Origin of the sequence: Halostagnicola larsenii XH-48 (genome assembly GCF_000517625.1) — an archaeon.
Classification (GTDB): domain Archaea; phylum Halobacteriota; class Halobacteria; order Halobacteriales; family Natrialbaceae; genus Halostagnicola; species Halostagnicola larsenii.
Map to the genome: position 1 here is coordinate 12548 of NZ_CP007055.1, position 14279 is coordinate 26826.

The window sequence follows — 14279 nt, forward strand, 5'->3', positions numbered from 1 at the left end:
TAACAGCCCGAACGTGCTCCGTGATATCATGACGAGTTCCACACCCTCGCTCACGTCGGTCCAACGAGCGTTCGACGTTATTCAGTTACTCTGGGAGACGAACGGTGCGGGCCCGTCGGAGGTCGCCTCGCGGATGGAGATCCCGAAAAGCACCGCACACGTCTATCTCCGGACCCTCGAGTCGACCGGCTACGTGGTCAATCAGGGCGGCGAGTACTCGCTCAGCTACCAGTTTCTCTCGACGGGGTCGCGAATCAAGTACCGGAGCAGGATCTATCAGGTCTCGAAGTTAGAACTCAAGCGACTCACCGAAGCCACCGGCGAACTGGTGACGCTCGTGATCGAAGAGGCGGGCCAGTCCGTGATCCTCCACGAGGAGTTCGAGGATCAGTCCCTCGAGTTAGGTATCTACCCGGGAATGACGCTGCCCTCGCACTCGCACGCGCCCGGAAAGACGATCTTAGCCCACATGTCCGACGAGCGCCTCGAAGAAGTCCTCGAGACCCACGGACTCCCGCAGGTGACCGACCACACGATCACTGACAGGGAGACGTTGCTCGCCGAACTCGAGGAGATCCGAGAACAGGGGTACGCGGTCGACTGGGATCAGCAGGTCAACGGAATGGGGTTGCTCGCTGTTCCGATCGTCGTCGAGGGATCTCTGAAAGCCTGTCTCGGTATCGCCGTGCCGACCGGCCGACTGAAAAACGAGTCCTACCAGCGCACGCTCCTTCGAGAGGCCGAGGAATCGGCCGATACGATCCGGATCAAGTACCGATACGGCCAGTGATTGGAGCGGCAGCGGGCCGTGGATGTTCTCCGAACGTCGGTGGATCGTGATCGTCTGGGAAACTAACTGGCAGCGATCACCGGTCGTCTGCGAACTCACAGAACCGTTTCTCGAGCTGATTCAGTCGGAAATCATTTCATATCCTAATTCTATTATACTCTCTTTTCTACCAGAATAGATTCTAATATACTGTAGGGTTTCCTACCCTGTTCCCGGTATCTGCGTTATACTCGAAAATTGGTTGTTTATGCTCTATCTGGGCGTGACCTCGAGCTTTATTCTGCCTTCATATTTGATAGACCCTATCCGTCTCGACATATCATTTTCCACGTTACAATAGCTTTACTGCCTTATCTCGGCTGTTATCGGCTCACTATGCAGTTCCTTTTCATCCAGTCTCCGAATCGGGGAGATCGCCAGCTTACTACTGATATTATAGTATACTTTAGTATTATACCATATTGGGGTATTTCTCGATACGTCAGCCGAATCGATTTCTTCGCCGTCGGTTTCCTCGCATGCGTTTTCCCCGTCGAGACGGCCGAAACTATAACGCTCTCTCGCTCGAGAGGGAGTCGTGTGACACTTTCGGCTTCGTCGGCGATGGCCCCCGATCTCCTCCGGTTGCTCGCCGTCCCGGTTTTCGCGTGGGTCGCGTATCGAGATTTCAAAACGCGGCGCGTCTCGAGTGACGTCTGGATTCCCTTATCGACGCTCGGTGCGGCGTTGCTCGTCTGGGACGGATGGATCGCCTGGACCGCGTCCGATTCGACCGTCTGGTTTCAGGATTTCCTCCTCCCGGTGGCGGTGAGCCTCGGCGTCGTCGTCCCGCTCGCGTACCTGTTCTGGTGGTTCGGCGGCTTCGGCGGCGCGGACGCCAAGGCCCTGATGACGATTGCACTGCTCTTTCCGACGTTCCCGCGGTACGTGTTCGGTTCCGTCGCGTTTCCGGGATCGACGACGGTCGTCGGAGCGTTTTCCTTTACGATCCTCACGAACGCCGTGTTGGTCGGCGTCGCGATTCCGCTCGCACTCGCCGTCCGGAACGCGCTGGCCGGTCGCATCGCCCCGGTGATGTTCATCGGCTGGCCGATCTCGTGGGATCGGACGACCGAAACCCACGGTACCCTCCTCGAGTCGCCGAGCGTGTTCGGCCGCGGCGGCCTCGACCTGGACGCGCTTCGCATGTACCTCCGATGGCGGGGCTGTTCGCTCGAGGACGTTCGGAACGATCCCGAGCAGTACCGCCATCCCGAGTCGCTGCCCGACGACCCGAACCCGCCGACCGACGGGGCCGTCGACGCGGCGGTTCGAACCGACGGCGGTGAATCCCTCGAGCCGACGACCGACGAGGCGACGCAGTCTGACTCGAGCGAGCCAGCGCCGCAGGAATCTGTCGAGGCGGAACAGGCGACAGAAGATGAAAAATTGTCGTTCGTGGACGAACCGTCCGTGGATGAATCCGATCTGGCGCTCGACGATCCGTGGGGGGCCGACGCGTTCCTCGAGGATATCGATCACACCGCCTACGGAACTTCGGCCGACTCGCTCCGATCGGGGCTCGAGACCCTGACGGAAGAAGAAACGGTCTGGATCTCGCCGGGAACGCCGTTTTTGGTGCCGGTCTTCATCGGGCTGGTTATCGCGCTGGTCTACGGCGACCTGTTGTTTGGCCTGTTCGTTTAGAACCGACTGTTCGGCCGGAAACCCGGCAGCTCGACGGCCACTACATCCGCTCGCAAAAACCCACGATTCGGTCCTTCGTCCCGAAAACCACCCGCTGCACTCCCGCTATCGTACATCTGTTGTCCCGTCGTTTCCTGCATGGCTCGGCTGTTCGCTGAGTCCAACCGGCCGAGCGTTCGATCTCGGGCCCTCAGACGGTTCACCGCGTGCGTTCGTAAAGCGGCACCAGCACCGTCCACAGCACGACGATGGCCGCGCCGCCGGCGATGATCCCGAGCCACAACTCTCCAGTGCCGGTCGGCGGCCCTCGCGTGATCGCGAGAGCGATTCCGCCGATCAACAGCAGACAACCCACAAGCGTCGCCACCTCGAGCGCCGCCGCAACGGGGTGATTCCGCGCCAACGCAGCCAACCTGGTAAATCCGCGTGCCGGACTCATACTCGAGGCTCACGCTCGAGGTGCAAAACGCTCACGGCAGTTTGGGTTCGCCGGATCGACACGTGGTCGCCCCCTCGAATCTCACGATCCGATGTCTCCTCGAGCGAACAGCGCTCTGGCGATGAGGACGAGCGCTGCCGTCGCGGCCAGCAGGATGACAGCACCCTGCAGATCGTAGGTGCCATCGACGAGAATCGCGGTCGGGTCGTAGTAGTGAGTCGGGCTGACGGAGCCGATCCACTCGTAGCCGTCCGTGCTGACGGTGATCGACTCGAGCAGGAAGAGGACGAAGACGGCGGCGATGGCGAGTCGACTCGCGACGCTCGCGCGCGTTATCATCACCGACAACAGGAGCCCGATCGCCGTACACGTAAGCAGGTACGGAATCGAGAGGAGGTGCACCATCGCCAGATCCGCGACCGAAATCGACTCGCCGATCGCGAGGACGCCGCCGTAGACGGCGATCGGAACGATCACGTTGAGCACGAGCACCGGAAGGGCGAGCGCGGCGAACGTCTCTCCGACGACGCGGCCTCGCGAGACCGGCAGCGAGAGGACGAGGTCCATTCGATCGCGCTCGACGTCGCCCGCGATCGAACTCGCCGCGGCGTAGGCGACGTAGAGGCCGAGCAGGAGCAACCAGACGAACTGGTAGACTTCGATGGCGAGAAAGCCCTCGATGGTGCCGATGGCCTGTATCCCGAACGCCTCCTGAAACGCCGGCGGATAGGCCTCGACGAGCCCCTCGAGATCCGCGTCTCCGAACGAGGGGAAAAACCCGAGAAACACGAGCGAAAGCACCCCGATCCCGACGGCGAGCGCGATCGTCCCGCGAAGCCGACGCTCGGCTTCGTATCGGGCGATTTCAAGCATCAGTCTCCTCCGACATGGGGCGATTTCCCGCGTCGTCGATCTCGTCGTTCGGTCCACCGCCCGCGACGCCCCCCTCGGCGACCCCCGCTTCGCCGCCGTCGTCCGTCGCCCCGTAGTAGTGCATGAATATCGTCTCGAGCGATGGCTCGTCGATTTCGACGTCGACCACGTCGTAGTCCGCCAGGTGCGAGAGCAACGCGTTGTACTCGCCCGTGTAGGTGAAGCTGATCGATCGGCCCGCCGTCTCGACCTCGGCCGCGCCGTCGATCGGCTCGAACCCGCTTTCGGAGTCGGCGAGTCGAAGCCGCACCCGTTTCCCGCCGCGCTCGAGCAAGCTTTCGACGTCCTCGAGGGCGACGAGTCGCCCCTCCCGGAGGATCCCGACGCGGTCACAGACCCGCCGGACTTCGCTCAGGACGTGCGAGGAGAAGAATATCGTCGTCCCGCGGTCGCGTTCGTCCCGGAGGAACTCGAGCAGTCGCTCCTGTTTCAGCGGGTCGAGCCCGGAGGTCGGCTCGTCCATGATGACGAGGTCCGGATCGTGCATGAACGTCTGGACGAGTCCGAGCATCTGCCTGTTGCCGCTCGAGTACTCCCGGATCTCCCGGTCGAGCGGCGGGGTGAACAACTCGAGGAGTTCCTCGCGGCGGCTGTCGCCCTGAATCGAGCCGAAGTACTCGAGGACCCGCTCGCCGGTCGCCTTCTCCTCGAATCCCAGATCGGCCGGGAGGTAGCCGATTCGGCGTTTTGCCTCGATGAGCGCCCGCTCGTTGCGAATATCCGCATCGAGCACGCGAGCGGTCCCCGCCGTCGGCTCGAGTAGCCCGAGCAAGAGCCGGATCGTCGTGGTCTTGCCGGCTCCGTTCGGGCCGAGAAAGCCGAAGATCTCGCCCGCTTCGACGGTAAACGTGAGGTCGTCGACCCCGAGGACTTCACCGTAGTCTTTCGTCAGCCCACCGACATCGATCGTTCCCATGGCTATTGTTTACATTCGACAGGTGATAAACTCCGCCGAAGAATGCATCGCTCGAGCGAGCAGTTCGCGCTCGAGACACTCTCAGTTCAAATATCGGCTTGCGTAGACTACGAGCTGTTCAGACTCGAGGCGTTGTCAGAGCTAAGTCGTTCAGACTTGAGGCCCGGTTAGACTCGAGATTCGATTTCCGCGGCGATATCGTCTAATTCTCTGTCCGCGAGGTCGGGCGCGTCGCCCGCGACGGCGTGGATCGGGCCGCCGCCGTCGCCCTCGAACCGGGGAACGATGTGACAGTGGACGTGCGGGACCTCCTGCCCGGCCGCCTCGCCGTTGTTGAACGCGACCGTGCTCGCGTCGGCGTCGACGCTGTCCTCGACGACCGGGACCAACTCGTGGATCGTCGCGTAGAGATCCGACGCGATGTCGTCGGGAACGTCGTTGAGCCGTTCGTACTCCTCCTTGGGGATCACGAGGGTGTGTCCGGGCGAGAGCGGATTCGCGTCGAGGAAGGCCACTGTCGTCTCGTCCTCGTAGACGATCCGTGCCGGAATGTCGCCGTCAATAATCTGGCTGAAGATGGTTGCCATACGCCAGTGTGTGTCGGCTTGTCCTAAGAAGGTTACCCGGTCCAGTTCGTTGGTTTGGCTGGGTGCTTGAGGTTTCCCCGGTAAGTACAGGGTGAGCAGTTTCCCGTGGTACTATCCAACCAGCGACCAAATCCCACCTATACCACCGACTGCGGCCATAGCTACTGTAAACCACACTAATCTTTCATCTGGTAGAGTATCGATGGAGGGTGACGAGATGAATGCTTCGTAGACCACTCCCGCAATCATTCCAATTCCGCCAATTGAAAGAAGTACTGGGACAAGAGCGAGACCTTCAGATACGATACTGGAGAGCCCCATCGCTCCAAGAATAGCACCACAGATGGCTAATGATGCATAATAGAGCCGTAATTCAATCATATCCATAACATCCGTTCCTATTGGCATATCTTTTTCTCCAGCACAAGACGCTGCCCGACAGACGCCGATACATTCGCAAACGTAGTTACCGGTTAGTACAGAAAGTTCAGTTACTGGACCATTCAAAGACAATCTGGAGCAGAAGATAGAACGGCAGAATATAGATTATTAGCATAGATACGCCGCCGCCAATATCACGAAAGAGTTCGTTTGTAGCTCCAGACACGGTTTCGAAAGCAATTACAGCCAGCAAAAATGTGATGAGAGCGAGAAACCAATCCGTCCTATTCATACATTGGTTTTTAAATTGACATTATACAAAAGCACCGCTTCGATAAGTTCGCATTTGTAGTATGCGTATCTCTCACATCAACCCAAGCAAAAAATAGGATATTAGTGGCAGACTCCGCTTCCGGTGGTCTGGTGCTCGAGCAACCCCCTCAGAGGTCAGGCGAGCCGACCAGACACCCACACGGCGAGCAGATGTGCTCTGTCGGCCCGCGGCTCGTGACTCGAGTAACCGGCGTGTCACACCGCGGACAGCGTGGCAGCGACGACGCTTCGCGCTCGTCTTCAGTTGGTGACTGGTCGCTCATCGGTCCCTCGAGTGCAGTTTTCGGGGAGCGCCGGCTAGTTGATAGCGGTACGGCTGTCGTGCGAGACGTTTATATCTCGGTAGAATCAACGCAAACATGGTTTCAACCCTATCCGGGTTAGAAACCGCGCCTCGGGTGCTGTGACACCCGGGGCATTTCAGCGCATGCCCCTGGCGGCTGATTGAAGCGCGGTTTCTATCTTGATTGTTGTCGGGTAGTCACTTATACTATTGGAATTTCGACGGGCAGAAACAACTCAGATTTGCCTTCTGTATAACGTTCTTCCCTCGAAAACACAGGCTGTCTCTCTCGAGTCGCTATTCTGCATAAACCGTATTGCATGTGGGCTCAAAAAGTAATTCGCCTTCATGTGTCTGATATATACTAACACCGCCAGCCGATCTTGTGGCTTGCTCCTCGCAGTACGTCGTCAGCCAGGTATACTCTGTTGAATTTCCATCGTCTATTGCCACGGAGAGTATTGTCGGACTTCCAGTAAATGGTTCAGTGGCTTCTTCAGACTGTTCACCTTCTAAGTTAAATTCCCGTTGATAGAGCACGTTTTCCCTGTCGTTTGTAACTGTTACAGAAAACGTATGCGCCAAATCTTCCCTATTATAAACTCGCACTTCATGTGCGAGTTTTTTGAAAATACGTCTGTACACCCAGCGAGCGCGATAGTCGAGGCTGTTCCGCTTGCTATGAGGTGTTCTCGACGAGTCGTAGAGGGTTGCATGCTAACTGATGAATGACCATACTCATATAATAGTTTGACATTTTGCTGGCGGTTTTCGGCGACTATGAAACTCGCGTACCGCGCCGACGCAAACTCGTCACTCCGTCGCGCGTGCCCGGACAGCGGCCCCCACGACCGCATCCATCACGACGAGGAACGCCAGAAGCCCAGCGACGGCCGCGGAGAAAAGGCCGAAAAAGCCGCCCCAGTGGACGCCACCGGACGAGTTCAGACCCTCCACGGCGGCCCACATCGAGACGAAGAGGCAGGGCACCGCGAAGGTAGCGAGTACGATGTCAGTGGGTTCACGGGTGTATATCCCTCGAGCAAGTACCGCAAGTTCGACGAGCAATGGGAGAACGAAGAGGGGAAGCAACCCGACATTGAGGAGGGGAAGGGAAAGCAGGTGTGAAGGTGGCAATAGCATAGATACGATGACATTTGGGCACTGGCTATTATTTCTTTCGCCCTTGTGGCGTAGATTATTGGTGGATCGTAGCGCAGTTTCGAGGATTGTTTTTGGCGCTTCTTTCCCTGTTTTCGATATACACGCCGACTCCTCCTTGCGGTCGGCCAGCAGGAATCGAATCGTCGATCCGTCGGCGGCTTTCGCTGGTGGCACATCGCGGTTGCTGGTGCCGCGGTCAGCCAGAATATACACGAGTGGTTTGTCCGCATCCTCACTCGAGCACGCCCGCGAGCGTCTCCCGAATCGCCTCGAGGTAGTCCGCAGGCTCGTAGCCGAGTCGACCGATCCAGACGTCCTGGTACGACGGATGCAGTATCGGCACCAGCCAGACGCCGAGTCCGTCACAGCGAGTCGGCTCGAGAACGGTCTCGAGGAATCCCTCGAGCGTCTCCCCTTCTGCTTCCAGCACCGTCGCTGTCGCGTGTTTTCCGGTCGCGAGGACCACGTCGGGATCGATCGTCTCGAGTTCGGTCAGCAGGTGGGTGCGACAGGTCTCTCGTTCCTCGTCGGTCGGCTCCCGGTTGGTCGTCGGATCGTCCAGATCCGCGGGAAAGCACTTGACGGCGTTCGTGTAGTAGGCATCCTCGGCGTAACCGATCCGCTCGAGCATCGACCGAATCCGCCGTCCTGAGTGTCTCGAGGTGTAGGCCTTTCCCGTCCAGTTGCCGCCCCGCCAGCGATCTGCGTCGGGGGTTCCGAAGCCGGGTGCCTCGCCGACCACGACGATGTCCGCCTCGAGGTCACCGGTTCCCCACGAGATACACTCGCGGGAGTCGACCAGCGCCGGACAGCGCAAGCACTCGGCCTCGAGCACGTTTCGCGTCTCCGGAAACTCGGGATCCGTTCTGGAACTCGAATCGGGCACGCTCGAGACGAGGCGGCGCTCGGATTTGACGCCTTCGCTCGATTCTCGAGGCCTCCGCTCCAGAATCGACGATAGACAAGTTTACAGTCGAGGAGTGGGTTAGACAACCCTATGAACGCAGAACTGGCGGTCGAACTCATCTCACTGGCGCTCTATACGATCGGTGCCGGCGTTCTCACCGTGGGCGGCGTCGCCGTCGAGTACGCGAGCTTTCAACACATGGGTGCGGGCGATGCAACGGTTGCGCTGTGGCTCGCCGCACTTGGCTGTGTCATGCTCTATGCGGGCGTCTACGGGCTCGGTTACCAGAAATCGCTCGTGACCCTCGCGAATTTGGTTCGGAACTGATTTCGTCGATTCCACACCGATTCTCGCGTCGTTCGATCGGTCGATCCGATCGTCTGACCCACCTGCGATATCGATTCCTCTTTACTTCCCCAGCGAATTAGCACAGCCATGAGCAGGTTCGGCGAGGTCGACGACCAGTACGACCCCGAGGCGGTCGAGCAACGGGTCTTCGAGTACTGGGACGAAGTCGACGCCTACGAGCAAACGGTCGAGCATCGCGCGGACGGCGAGTCGTTTTTCTTCGTCGACGGGCCGCCGTACACCTCCGGGTCCGCCCACATGGGAACGACCTGGAACAAGTCCCTGAAAGACGTTTACATCCGCTATCTTCGCATGTGCGGCTACGATGTCACGGACCGGCCGGGCTACGACATGCACGGCCTCCCGATCGAAACCCAGGTCGAGGAAAACCTCGGGTTCGAGAACAAAAAGGACATCGAGGAGTTCGGCGAGGAGAACTTCATCGACGCCTGCAAGGAGTACGCAGAAGAGCAACTCGAGGGACTCCAGAAGGACTTCAAGTCCTTCGGCGTCTGGATGGACTGGGACGATCCCTACAAGACCCTCTCTCCGGAGTACATGGAAGCCGCGTGGTGGGGCTTTTCGAAAGCCGCGGATCGCGGACTCGTCGAGAAGGGCCACCGCTCGATCTCGCAGTGTCCGCGCTGTGAAACCGCCATCGCGAACAACGAAGTCGAGTACGAGGACGTCGAGGACCCCTCGATCTACGTCAAGTTCGACCTCGAGAACCGAGACGGGTCGATCGTCATCTGGACGACAACCCCGTGGACCATCCCCGCGAACACCTTCGTCGCCGTCGACGAGGAGGGCGACTACGTCGGGGTTCGAGCGGAGAAAGACGGCAAGGAGGAACTCCTCTATCTCGCCGAGGCCAAACACGAGGAAGTACTCAAAGAGGGACGCTACGAGGACTACGAGGTCGTCGAGGAACTGACCGGCGAGGACCTGCTCGGCTGGTCCTACGAGCACCCGCTCGCCGAGGAGGTCCCCGACCACGTCGACGTCGAGGGCGCACTCGAGGTCTACGCCGGCGACTACGTCGACACCCACGGCGACGGCACCGGACTCGTCCACTCCGCGCCGGGCCACGGTGAGGAGGACTTCGAACGCGGGACGGAACTCGGTCTGCCGATCTTCTGTCCCGTCGGCGGCGATGGCGTCTATACCGACGAAGCCGGAACGTACGAGGGTCGGTTCGTCAAGGACGCAGACGAGGAGATCATCGCCGACCTCGAGGACGAGGGCGCGATGCTGGCCGCCGGTCACACCCACCACAGCTACGGCCACTGCTGGCGGTGTGACACGGGTATCCTCCAGATCGTCACCGACCAGTGGTTCATCACGATCACCGACGTCAAGGACGAACTCCTCGAGAACATCGAGGACAGCGAGTGGCACCCCGACTGGGCGCGGGACAACCGGTTCCGCGACTTCGTCGAGGAGGCCCCGGACTGGAACGTCTCCCGCCAGCGTTACTGGGGAATTCCGCTTCCGGTCTGGACGCCCGAGGGGAGAGACGACGACGAGGAAATGATCGTCGTCTCAACGCGCGAGGAACTTGCAGAACGCGTCGATCAGGATCTCGACGCCGAGACGGTCGACCTTCACAAGGACACCGTCGACGACCTGACGATCACCGAGGACGGAACCACCTACACTCGCGTTCCGGACGTCTTCGATGTCTGGCTCGACTCCTCGGTCGCCTCGTGGGGCACCCTGAACTACCCCGGCGAGGAGGAGCGATTCAACGAGCTCTGGCCCGCCGACTTCATCCTCGAGGCCCACGACCAGACGCGGGGCTGGTTCTGGTCCCAGCTGGGGATGGGCACGGCAGCGATGGGCGAGGTTCCCTACGACGAGGTCCTCATGCACGGGCACGCGCTCGACGAGGACGGCCGGAAGATGTCCAAGTCGGTCGGTAACGTCGTCGAACCCGACGAGGCCATCGACCGCCACGGTTCGGACGCAATGCGGCTATTCTTGCTCTCGGCGAACCCGCAGGGCGAGGACATGCGCTTTTCGTGGGACGAGATGGCGACCCTGGAGAACCAGCTTCGAACCCTCTGGAACGTGTTCCGGTTCCCGCTGCCGTACATGCGCTTAGACGAGTTCGACCCCGCCGAGAGCGACCTCGAGTCGCTCGCGGACGACCTCGAACTGGTCGACGAGTGGGTCCTCGCGCGTCTGCAGTCGACCAAAGCCGAGATGACCGCGGCCTTCGAGGAGTTCCGACAGGACCGCGCGCTCGATGCGCTCCTCGAGTTCGTCGTCGAGGACGTCTCCCGGTTTTACATCCAGGCGGTCCGCGAGCGGATGTGGGAGGAAGACGACAGCGCGTCGAAGGAGGCCGCCTACGCGACGATCTATCGGGTCCTTCGAGAGACGGTCGCCCTGCTCGCGCCCTACGCCCCGTTCATCTCCGAGGAGATCTACGGCACGCTCACCGGCGACGATGAGCACGATACGGTTCACATGTGCGACTGGCCCGCAGTCGAGGAATCCTGGGAGGACCCGGAACTCGAGACCGATGTCGCACTCCTGCGCGGTATCGAAGAGGCGGGTGCGAACGCGCGCCAGCAGGCCGGCCGCAAACTCCGCTGGCCGATCGCGCGAGTCGTGGTCGCCGCGGACGACGACCGCGTTGTCGAGGCCGTCTCCCGCCACACCGACCTGCTCGCGGATCGGCTCAACACCCGCGAGGTGCAGGTCGTCGAACCGGGCCAGCAGTGGGGCGAACTCGCCTACAGCGCCGAGGCCGATATGAGCGAACTCGGCCCCGCCTTCGGCGGACGCGCCGGCGAGGTCATGAACGCGCTCAACGAAGCCCGCGTCGAGGAGCCGACGCTCGAGGCCCTCGAGGCGGCGGTCGACGACGTACTCGAGGATGGTGAGGAACTCGCCGAATCGATGGTCTCGTTCGTCACCGAAACCCCCGACGATATCGCGGGGACGGCCTTCGGCACCGACGGCGATGACCGCGGCGTCGTCTACGTCGACGCCTCGCTCACCGAAGACATCGAGAGCGAAGGTTACGCTCGAGAGGTCGTTCGTCGGGTTCAGGAGATGCGCAAGGAACTCGACCTCGACGTCGAGGAACGCATCGCGCTCGACCTCGAGATCGAAGACGACCGCGTCGCCGAACTCGTGGCCGACCGCGAGGAACTGGTCCGGGAGGAAGTTCGCGCCGACGAACTCGGCGCACTCGAGGACGGCTACCGAAAGGAGTGGGACGTCGAAGGTGTCACGATGGAAATCGCGATCGATCCGCTGTCGGTCGCCGAAGCCTCAGGCTGATCGCCGGCGGGTTTTCTTCGCGGCCGAATCGAGGTCGAGACTCCGTCTCGAGTCTGTCTTCTCGCCTGAAGAGCCGTCGCTCGACCGTTCGAAGGGATGAGAGGAATTTGGTTGATAGTCGATTCGACAGCCGATTTCTCGGCGGATCGGTTCAGGCCGGTTCCGTTAGCGCTCGTCGACGGACTTGCTTCCGAGGAACTGCTCGTGGGCCGCCCACAGCTCCTCGGTCTCGACCGTCGCGTCGAGGACGAACGTCCAGCCGTCGCGGTAGACGCCGTCGTTCTCGAGCGACCCCGATCCGGACGTCGCCTCGGCGACGATGTCCATGACGGTGTCGACAGAGAGTCGGTTCGGGTCGGCGACGATGCCGTACCGAAGCCGGCTTTGCGTCGAGCCAGCCTGAAGTGCGATGCCGGTTGCTCTGGCGGCCTCAATGGCCGATCTGAACGAGTCCGGCGCGTCAGTCAACCGATCACAGAGGGCTTCTCGAGTCGCCGAATCCAGCGACGCACAGGCCACGGCGTGTCCGGACAGCAACGATGGGAGCGAGCCGTAGTCTGCACTCGCGGCCGCGTTCGTCTCGCTCGAGCGCGACTGGCCGCTGCCGGTCGTCTCGAGCGCCGCATCGACGTGTGTCCGCGCGTCGGTCTCTCCGCGACCGTACCCGACGTAGAGCGTGGAGTCGTCGACGCCGATAGCGTAGGGCACGTCGTCGGCGACGAGCCGGTCGACCGTCGCCGCGGGAGCGTCGGTCGTGGGCGTCGTGGTAGTGCTCGAGCCCGTGCCCGTTACTCGTCGCTGGTTGGCATCCGTCTCCATCCGGTGTTCGCTCCCGCTCGAGTCGACCTCGCGCAGGCCGTACTCTCTGGCTTCCGTTCTGATCGCGCGTCTGTCGAACGAACCGGTCGCGACGGCACAGCCGCCGGTGATCGTCTCGCCGTCGAGTGTCGCACTCGCGCTTACCCGCCCGATGTCCTCGAGCGAGACGGACGAGTACTGCTGGCGCAGGTCGTTAAACGGGGCTCTGACACCCTCCGGAACGCCGGTGATGTCTAAGATCGACCGATCCACGCTGGCGGTTACCGTCGTTCCGGCGTCGGCGACTGCCGTGGCGTCGTATCCGTACTCGCCGCCTATCTCGGCCGTCGACCGTGCGTTCGGTGCGGCACCGGCTGTCCCGCTGGCGATGGCTCCGACGCCAGCGACCGTGAGAGCGTGACGGAGCAGCGACCGTTTCGATAGCATTACTCGACACAAGACGCGACTATCATATAAGTATACGATCGGATTTTCTCGGAGAGAAACTGCTCGTCTCGAGGGTAGAAGGGGTTACAGTTCGTCGGCGATAGCCGGCGCGACCGAGACCGAACTCACCGGTCGCTCGACCGTGTCGGTTCCGTAGATCGCTTCGACGCCCGCACGCGAGAGCTTCGTGTAGGCGTTACGGACCAGCAGCGGGTGAACGCAGGTGATAAAGACGCGGTCGACGCCGCGCTCGGAGAGGACCGCGACGGCCTCGCTCATCGTCGACCCCGTCGCGATGATATCGTCCGTGACGACGACGTCACGGCCGGCAACGTCGACGTCGCTCGGCGAAATTTCGACCTCGGTTCCGGATCGGCGCGTTTTCTCGAAGTAGTCTGTTTCCCCTGCTCCGTAGGCGTCTCGAACCGTCTCGGCGAGGTGTGTCGCCCCGGCGTCCGGTGAGAGGAAGACGGGATCCTCGAGCGCGTCGGGCAACGGTTCCGCGAGGCGTCCGGCGGCGTCGACCGCGGTCGCCGTCGGCTCGAAAAACTCGCAGACGTCGCGCTCGTGGGGATTGACGGTCAGCACGCGATCCGCCCCCGTCGAGATGGCGCGGGCGACCGCTCGAGCGGAGATCGGATGACCGGCCTCGAAGGCGTCGTCCTGGCGGCCGTACCCCATGTAGGGAATCACCGTAACGACTTCCTCGGCCCCCGCTTCGCGAACGGCGTCTTGCAGTTGCAGGAGTTCGATGTGCGCGTCGTTCGAAACGGTCGATGCGACGACGGTCGCCCGCCCGCCCTCGAACTCCGGCACCGCGGCGAGGGTTTCGCCGTCCGGAAACCGATCGTAGGTGGGGGTTGTGAGCGGTTCGTCGAGAACGCGGGCGAGCGAGGCGGCGAGCGACTGCGAGGCGGATCCGCTGACGATCATACTCGCAGAGTCTGCCCGCGGGCTAAACCCGTTTTCGTTC

The 14279-nt window shown here is 61.4% G+C and carries 14 protein-coding genes; 5 read left to right on the top strand and 9 right to left on the bottom strand.

All coding sequences use genetic code 11. The annotated features are described in order from the left end of the window. Positions 1 to 28: 28 nt before the first annotated feature. Positions 29 to 790, top strand: a complete 762-nt coding sequence (locus HALLA_RS00055; protein WP_049951479.1) for an IclR family transcriptional regulator — start codon at positions 29 to 31, stop codon at positions 788 to 790. Positions 791 to 1369: 579 nt separating this feature from the next. Then, a complete protein-coding gene (locus HALLA_RS00060; RefSeq protein WP_049951480.1) occupies positions 1370 to 2476 on the top strand; it encodes an A24 family peptidase C-terminal domain-containing protein in 1107 nt (368 codons plus the stop codon). Positions 2477 to 2675: 199 nt separating this feature from the next. Here HALLA_RS00060 and HALLA_RS00065 read toward each other — a convergent pair whose 3' ends face one another. The 6 genes from HALLA_RS00065 to HALLA_RS20855 all read right to left on the bottom strand — a co-directional run bounded on the left by HALLA_RS00065 (position 2676) and on the right by HALLA_RS20855 (position 6328). Beyond that, positions 2676 to 2915: a hypothetical protein gene (locus HALLA_RS00065; protein ID WP_049951481.1), complete on the bottom strand. Its 240-nt coding sequence runs from the start codon at positions 2913 to 2915 to the stop codon at positions 2676 to 2678. A gap of 81 nt (positions 2916 to 2996) precedes the next feature. Continuing rightward, the gene (locus HALLA_RS00070; RefSeq protein ID WP_049951482.1) at positions 2997 to 3788 is read right to left on the bottom strand and encodes an ABC transporter permease; all 792 of its coding nucleotides are present in this window, start codon (positions 3786 to 3788) and stop codon (positions 2997 to 2999) included. Beyond that, complete coding sequence (locus tag HALLA_RS00075) at positions 3781 to 4764, bottom strand: ABC transporter ATP-binding protein (RefSeq protein ID WP_084568863.1); 984 nt, start codon at positions 4762 to 4764, stop codon at positions 3781 to 3783. Before HALLA_RS00075 ends, HALLA_RS00070 begins: the two co-directional genes overlap by 8 nt. 167 nt (positions 4765 to 4931) lie before the next feature. Then, positions 4932 to 5351, bottom strand: a complete 420-nt coding sequence (locus HALLA_RS00080) for an HIT family protein (RefSeq protein ID WP_049951483.1) — start codon at positions 5349 to 5351, stop codon at positions 4932 to 4934. A gap of 111 nt (positions 5352 to 5462) precedes the next feature. Continuing rightward, complete coding sequence (locus HALLA_RS19775) at positions 5463 to 5759, bottom strand: hypothetical protein (protein WP_242406174.1); 297 nt, start codon at positions 5757 to 5759, stop codon at positions 5463 to 5465. A gap of 413 nt (positions 5760 to 6172) precedes the next feature. After that, a complete protein-coding gene (locus tag HALLA_RS20855; protein WP_169732091.1) occupies positions 6173 to 6328 on the bottom strand; it encodes a hypothetical protein in 156 nt (51 codons plus the stop codon). 800 nt (positions 6329 to 7128) lie between these two features. Here HALLA_RS20855 and HALLA_RS20860 point away from each other — a divergent pair. Further along, on the top strand, positions 7129 to 7476 hold the full coding sequence (locus HALLA_RS20860) for a hypothetical protein (RefSeq protein ID WP_169732086.1): 348 nt from the start codon (positions 7129 to 7131) through the stop codon (positions 7474 to 7476). A gap of 268 nt (positions 7477 to 7744) precedes the next feature. On the opposite strand, the gene HALLA_RS00095 is transcribed toward HALLA_RS20860, so the two are convergent. Next, positions 7745 to 8398 (bottom strand): uracil-DNA glycosylase, encoded by a 654-nt coding sequence (locus tag HALLA_RS00095; RefSeq protein WP_049951486.1) that lies wholly within the window; start codon positions 8396 to 8398, stop codon positions 7745 to 7747. Between the two features lie 111 nt (positions 8399 to 8509). Here HALLA_RS00095 and HALLA_RS00100 point away from each other — a divergent pair, with 111 nt between their 5' ends. After that, entirely contained in the window at positions 8510 to 8746 is a 237-nt protein-coding gene (locus tag HALLA_RS00100) for a hypothetical protein (RefSeq protein WP_049951487.1), read from the top strand. A gap of 108 nt (positions 8747 to 8854) precedes the next feature. After that, positions 8855 to 12061, top strand: coding sequence for an isoleucine--tRNA ligase (ileS, locus tag HALLA_RS00105; RefSeq protein ID WP_049951488.1), 3207 nt, complete (start codon positions 8855 to 8857; stop codon positions 12059 to 12061). 165 nt (positions 12062 to 12226) lie between these two features. On the opposite strand, the gene HALLA_RS00110 is transcribed toward ileS, so the two are convergent. After that, entirely contained in the window at positions 12227 to 13306 is a 1080-nt protein-coding gene (locus tag HALLA_RS00110) for a hypothetical protein (protein ID WP_049951489.1), read from the bottom strand. An 84-nt stretch (positions 13307 to 13390) separates the two neighbouring features. Next, the gene (locus HALLA_RS00115; protein ID WP_049951490.1) at positions 13391 to 14239 is read right to left on the bottom strand and encodes a ribose-phosphate diphosphokinase; all 849 of its coding nucleotides are present in this window, start codon (positions 14237 to 14239) and stop codon (positions 13391 to 13393) included. Positions 14240 to 14279: the final 40 nt, after the last annotated feature.

Coding starts and splice junctions, on each gene's coding strand:
- HALLA_RS00100 (WP_049951487.1), top strand. CDS start 8,510: ATGAACGCAGAACTGGCGGTCGAACTCATCTCACTGGCGCTCTATACG.
- HALLA_RS00055 (WP_049951479.1), top strand. CDS start 29: ATGACGAGTTCCACACCCTCGCTCACGTCGGTCCAACGAGCGTTCGAC.
- HALLA_RS20855 (WP_169732091.1), bottom strand. CDS start 6,328: ATGAGCGACCAGTCACCAACTGAAGACGAGCGCGAAGCGTCGTCGCTG.
- HALLA_RS00070 (WP_049951482.1), bottom strand. CDS start 3,788: ATGCTTGAAATCGCCCGATACGAAGCCGAGCGTCGGCTTCGCGGGACG.
- HALLA_RS00115 (WP_049951490.1), bottom strand. CDS start 14,239: ATGATCGTCAGCGGATCCGCCTCGCAGTCGCTCGCCGCCTCGCTCGCC.
- HALLA_RS19775 (WP_242406174.1), bottom strand. CDS start 5,759: ATGCCAATAGGAACGGATGTTATGGATATGATTGAATTACGGCTCTAT.
- HALLA_RS00080 (WP_049951483.1), bottom strand. CDS start 5,351: ATGGCAACCATCTTCAGCCAGATTATTGACGGCGACATTCCGGCACGG.
- HALLA_RS00075 (WP_084568863.1), bottom strand. CDS start 4,764: ATGGGAACGATCGATGTCGGTGGGCTGACGAAAGACTACGGTGAAGTC.
- ileS (WP_049951488.1), top strand. CDS start 8,855: ATGAGCAGGTTCGGCGAGGTCGACGACCAGTACGACCCCGAGGCGGTC.
- HALLA_RS00065 (WP_049951481.1), bottom strand. CDS start 2,915: ATGAGTCCGGCACGCGGATTTACCAGGTTGGCTGCGTTGGCGCGGAAT.
- HALLA_RS20860 (WP_169732086.1), top strand. CDS start 7,129: ATGAAACTCGCGTACCGCGCCGACGCAAACTCGTCACTCCGTCGCGCG.
- HALLA_RS00110 (WP_049951489.1), bottom strand. CDS start 13,306: ATGCTATCGAAACGGTCGCTGCTCCGTCACGCTCTCACGGTCGCTGGC.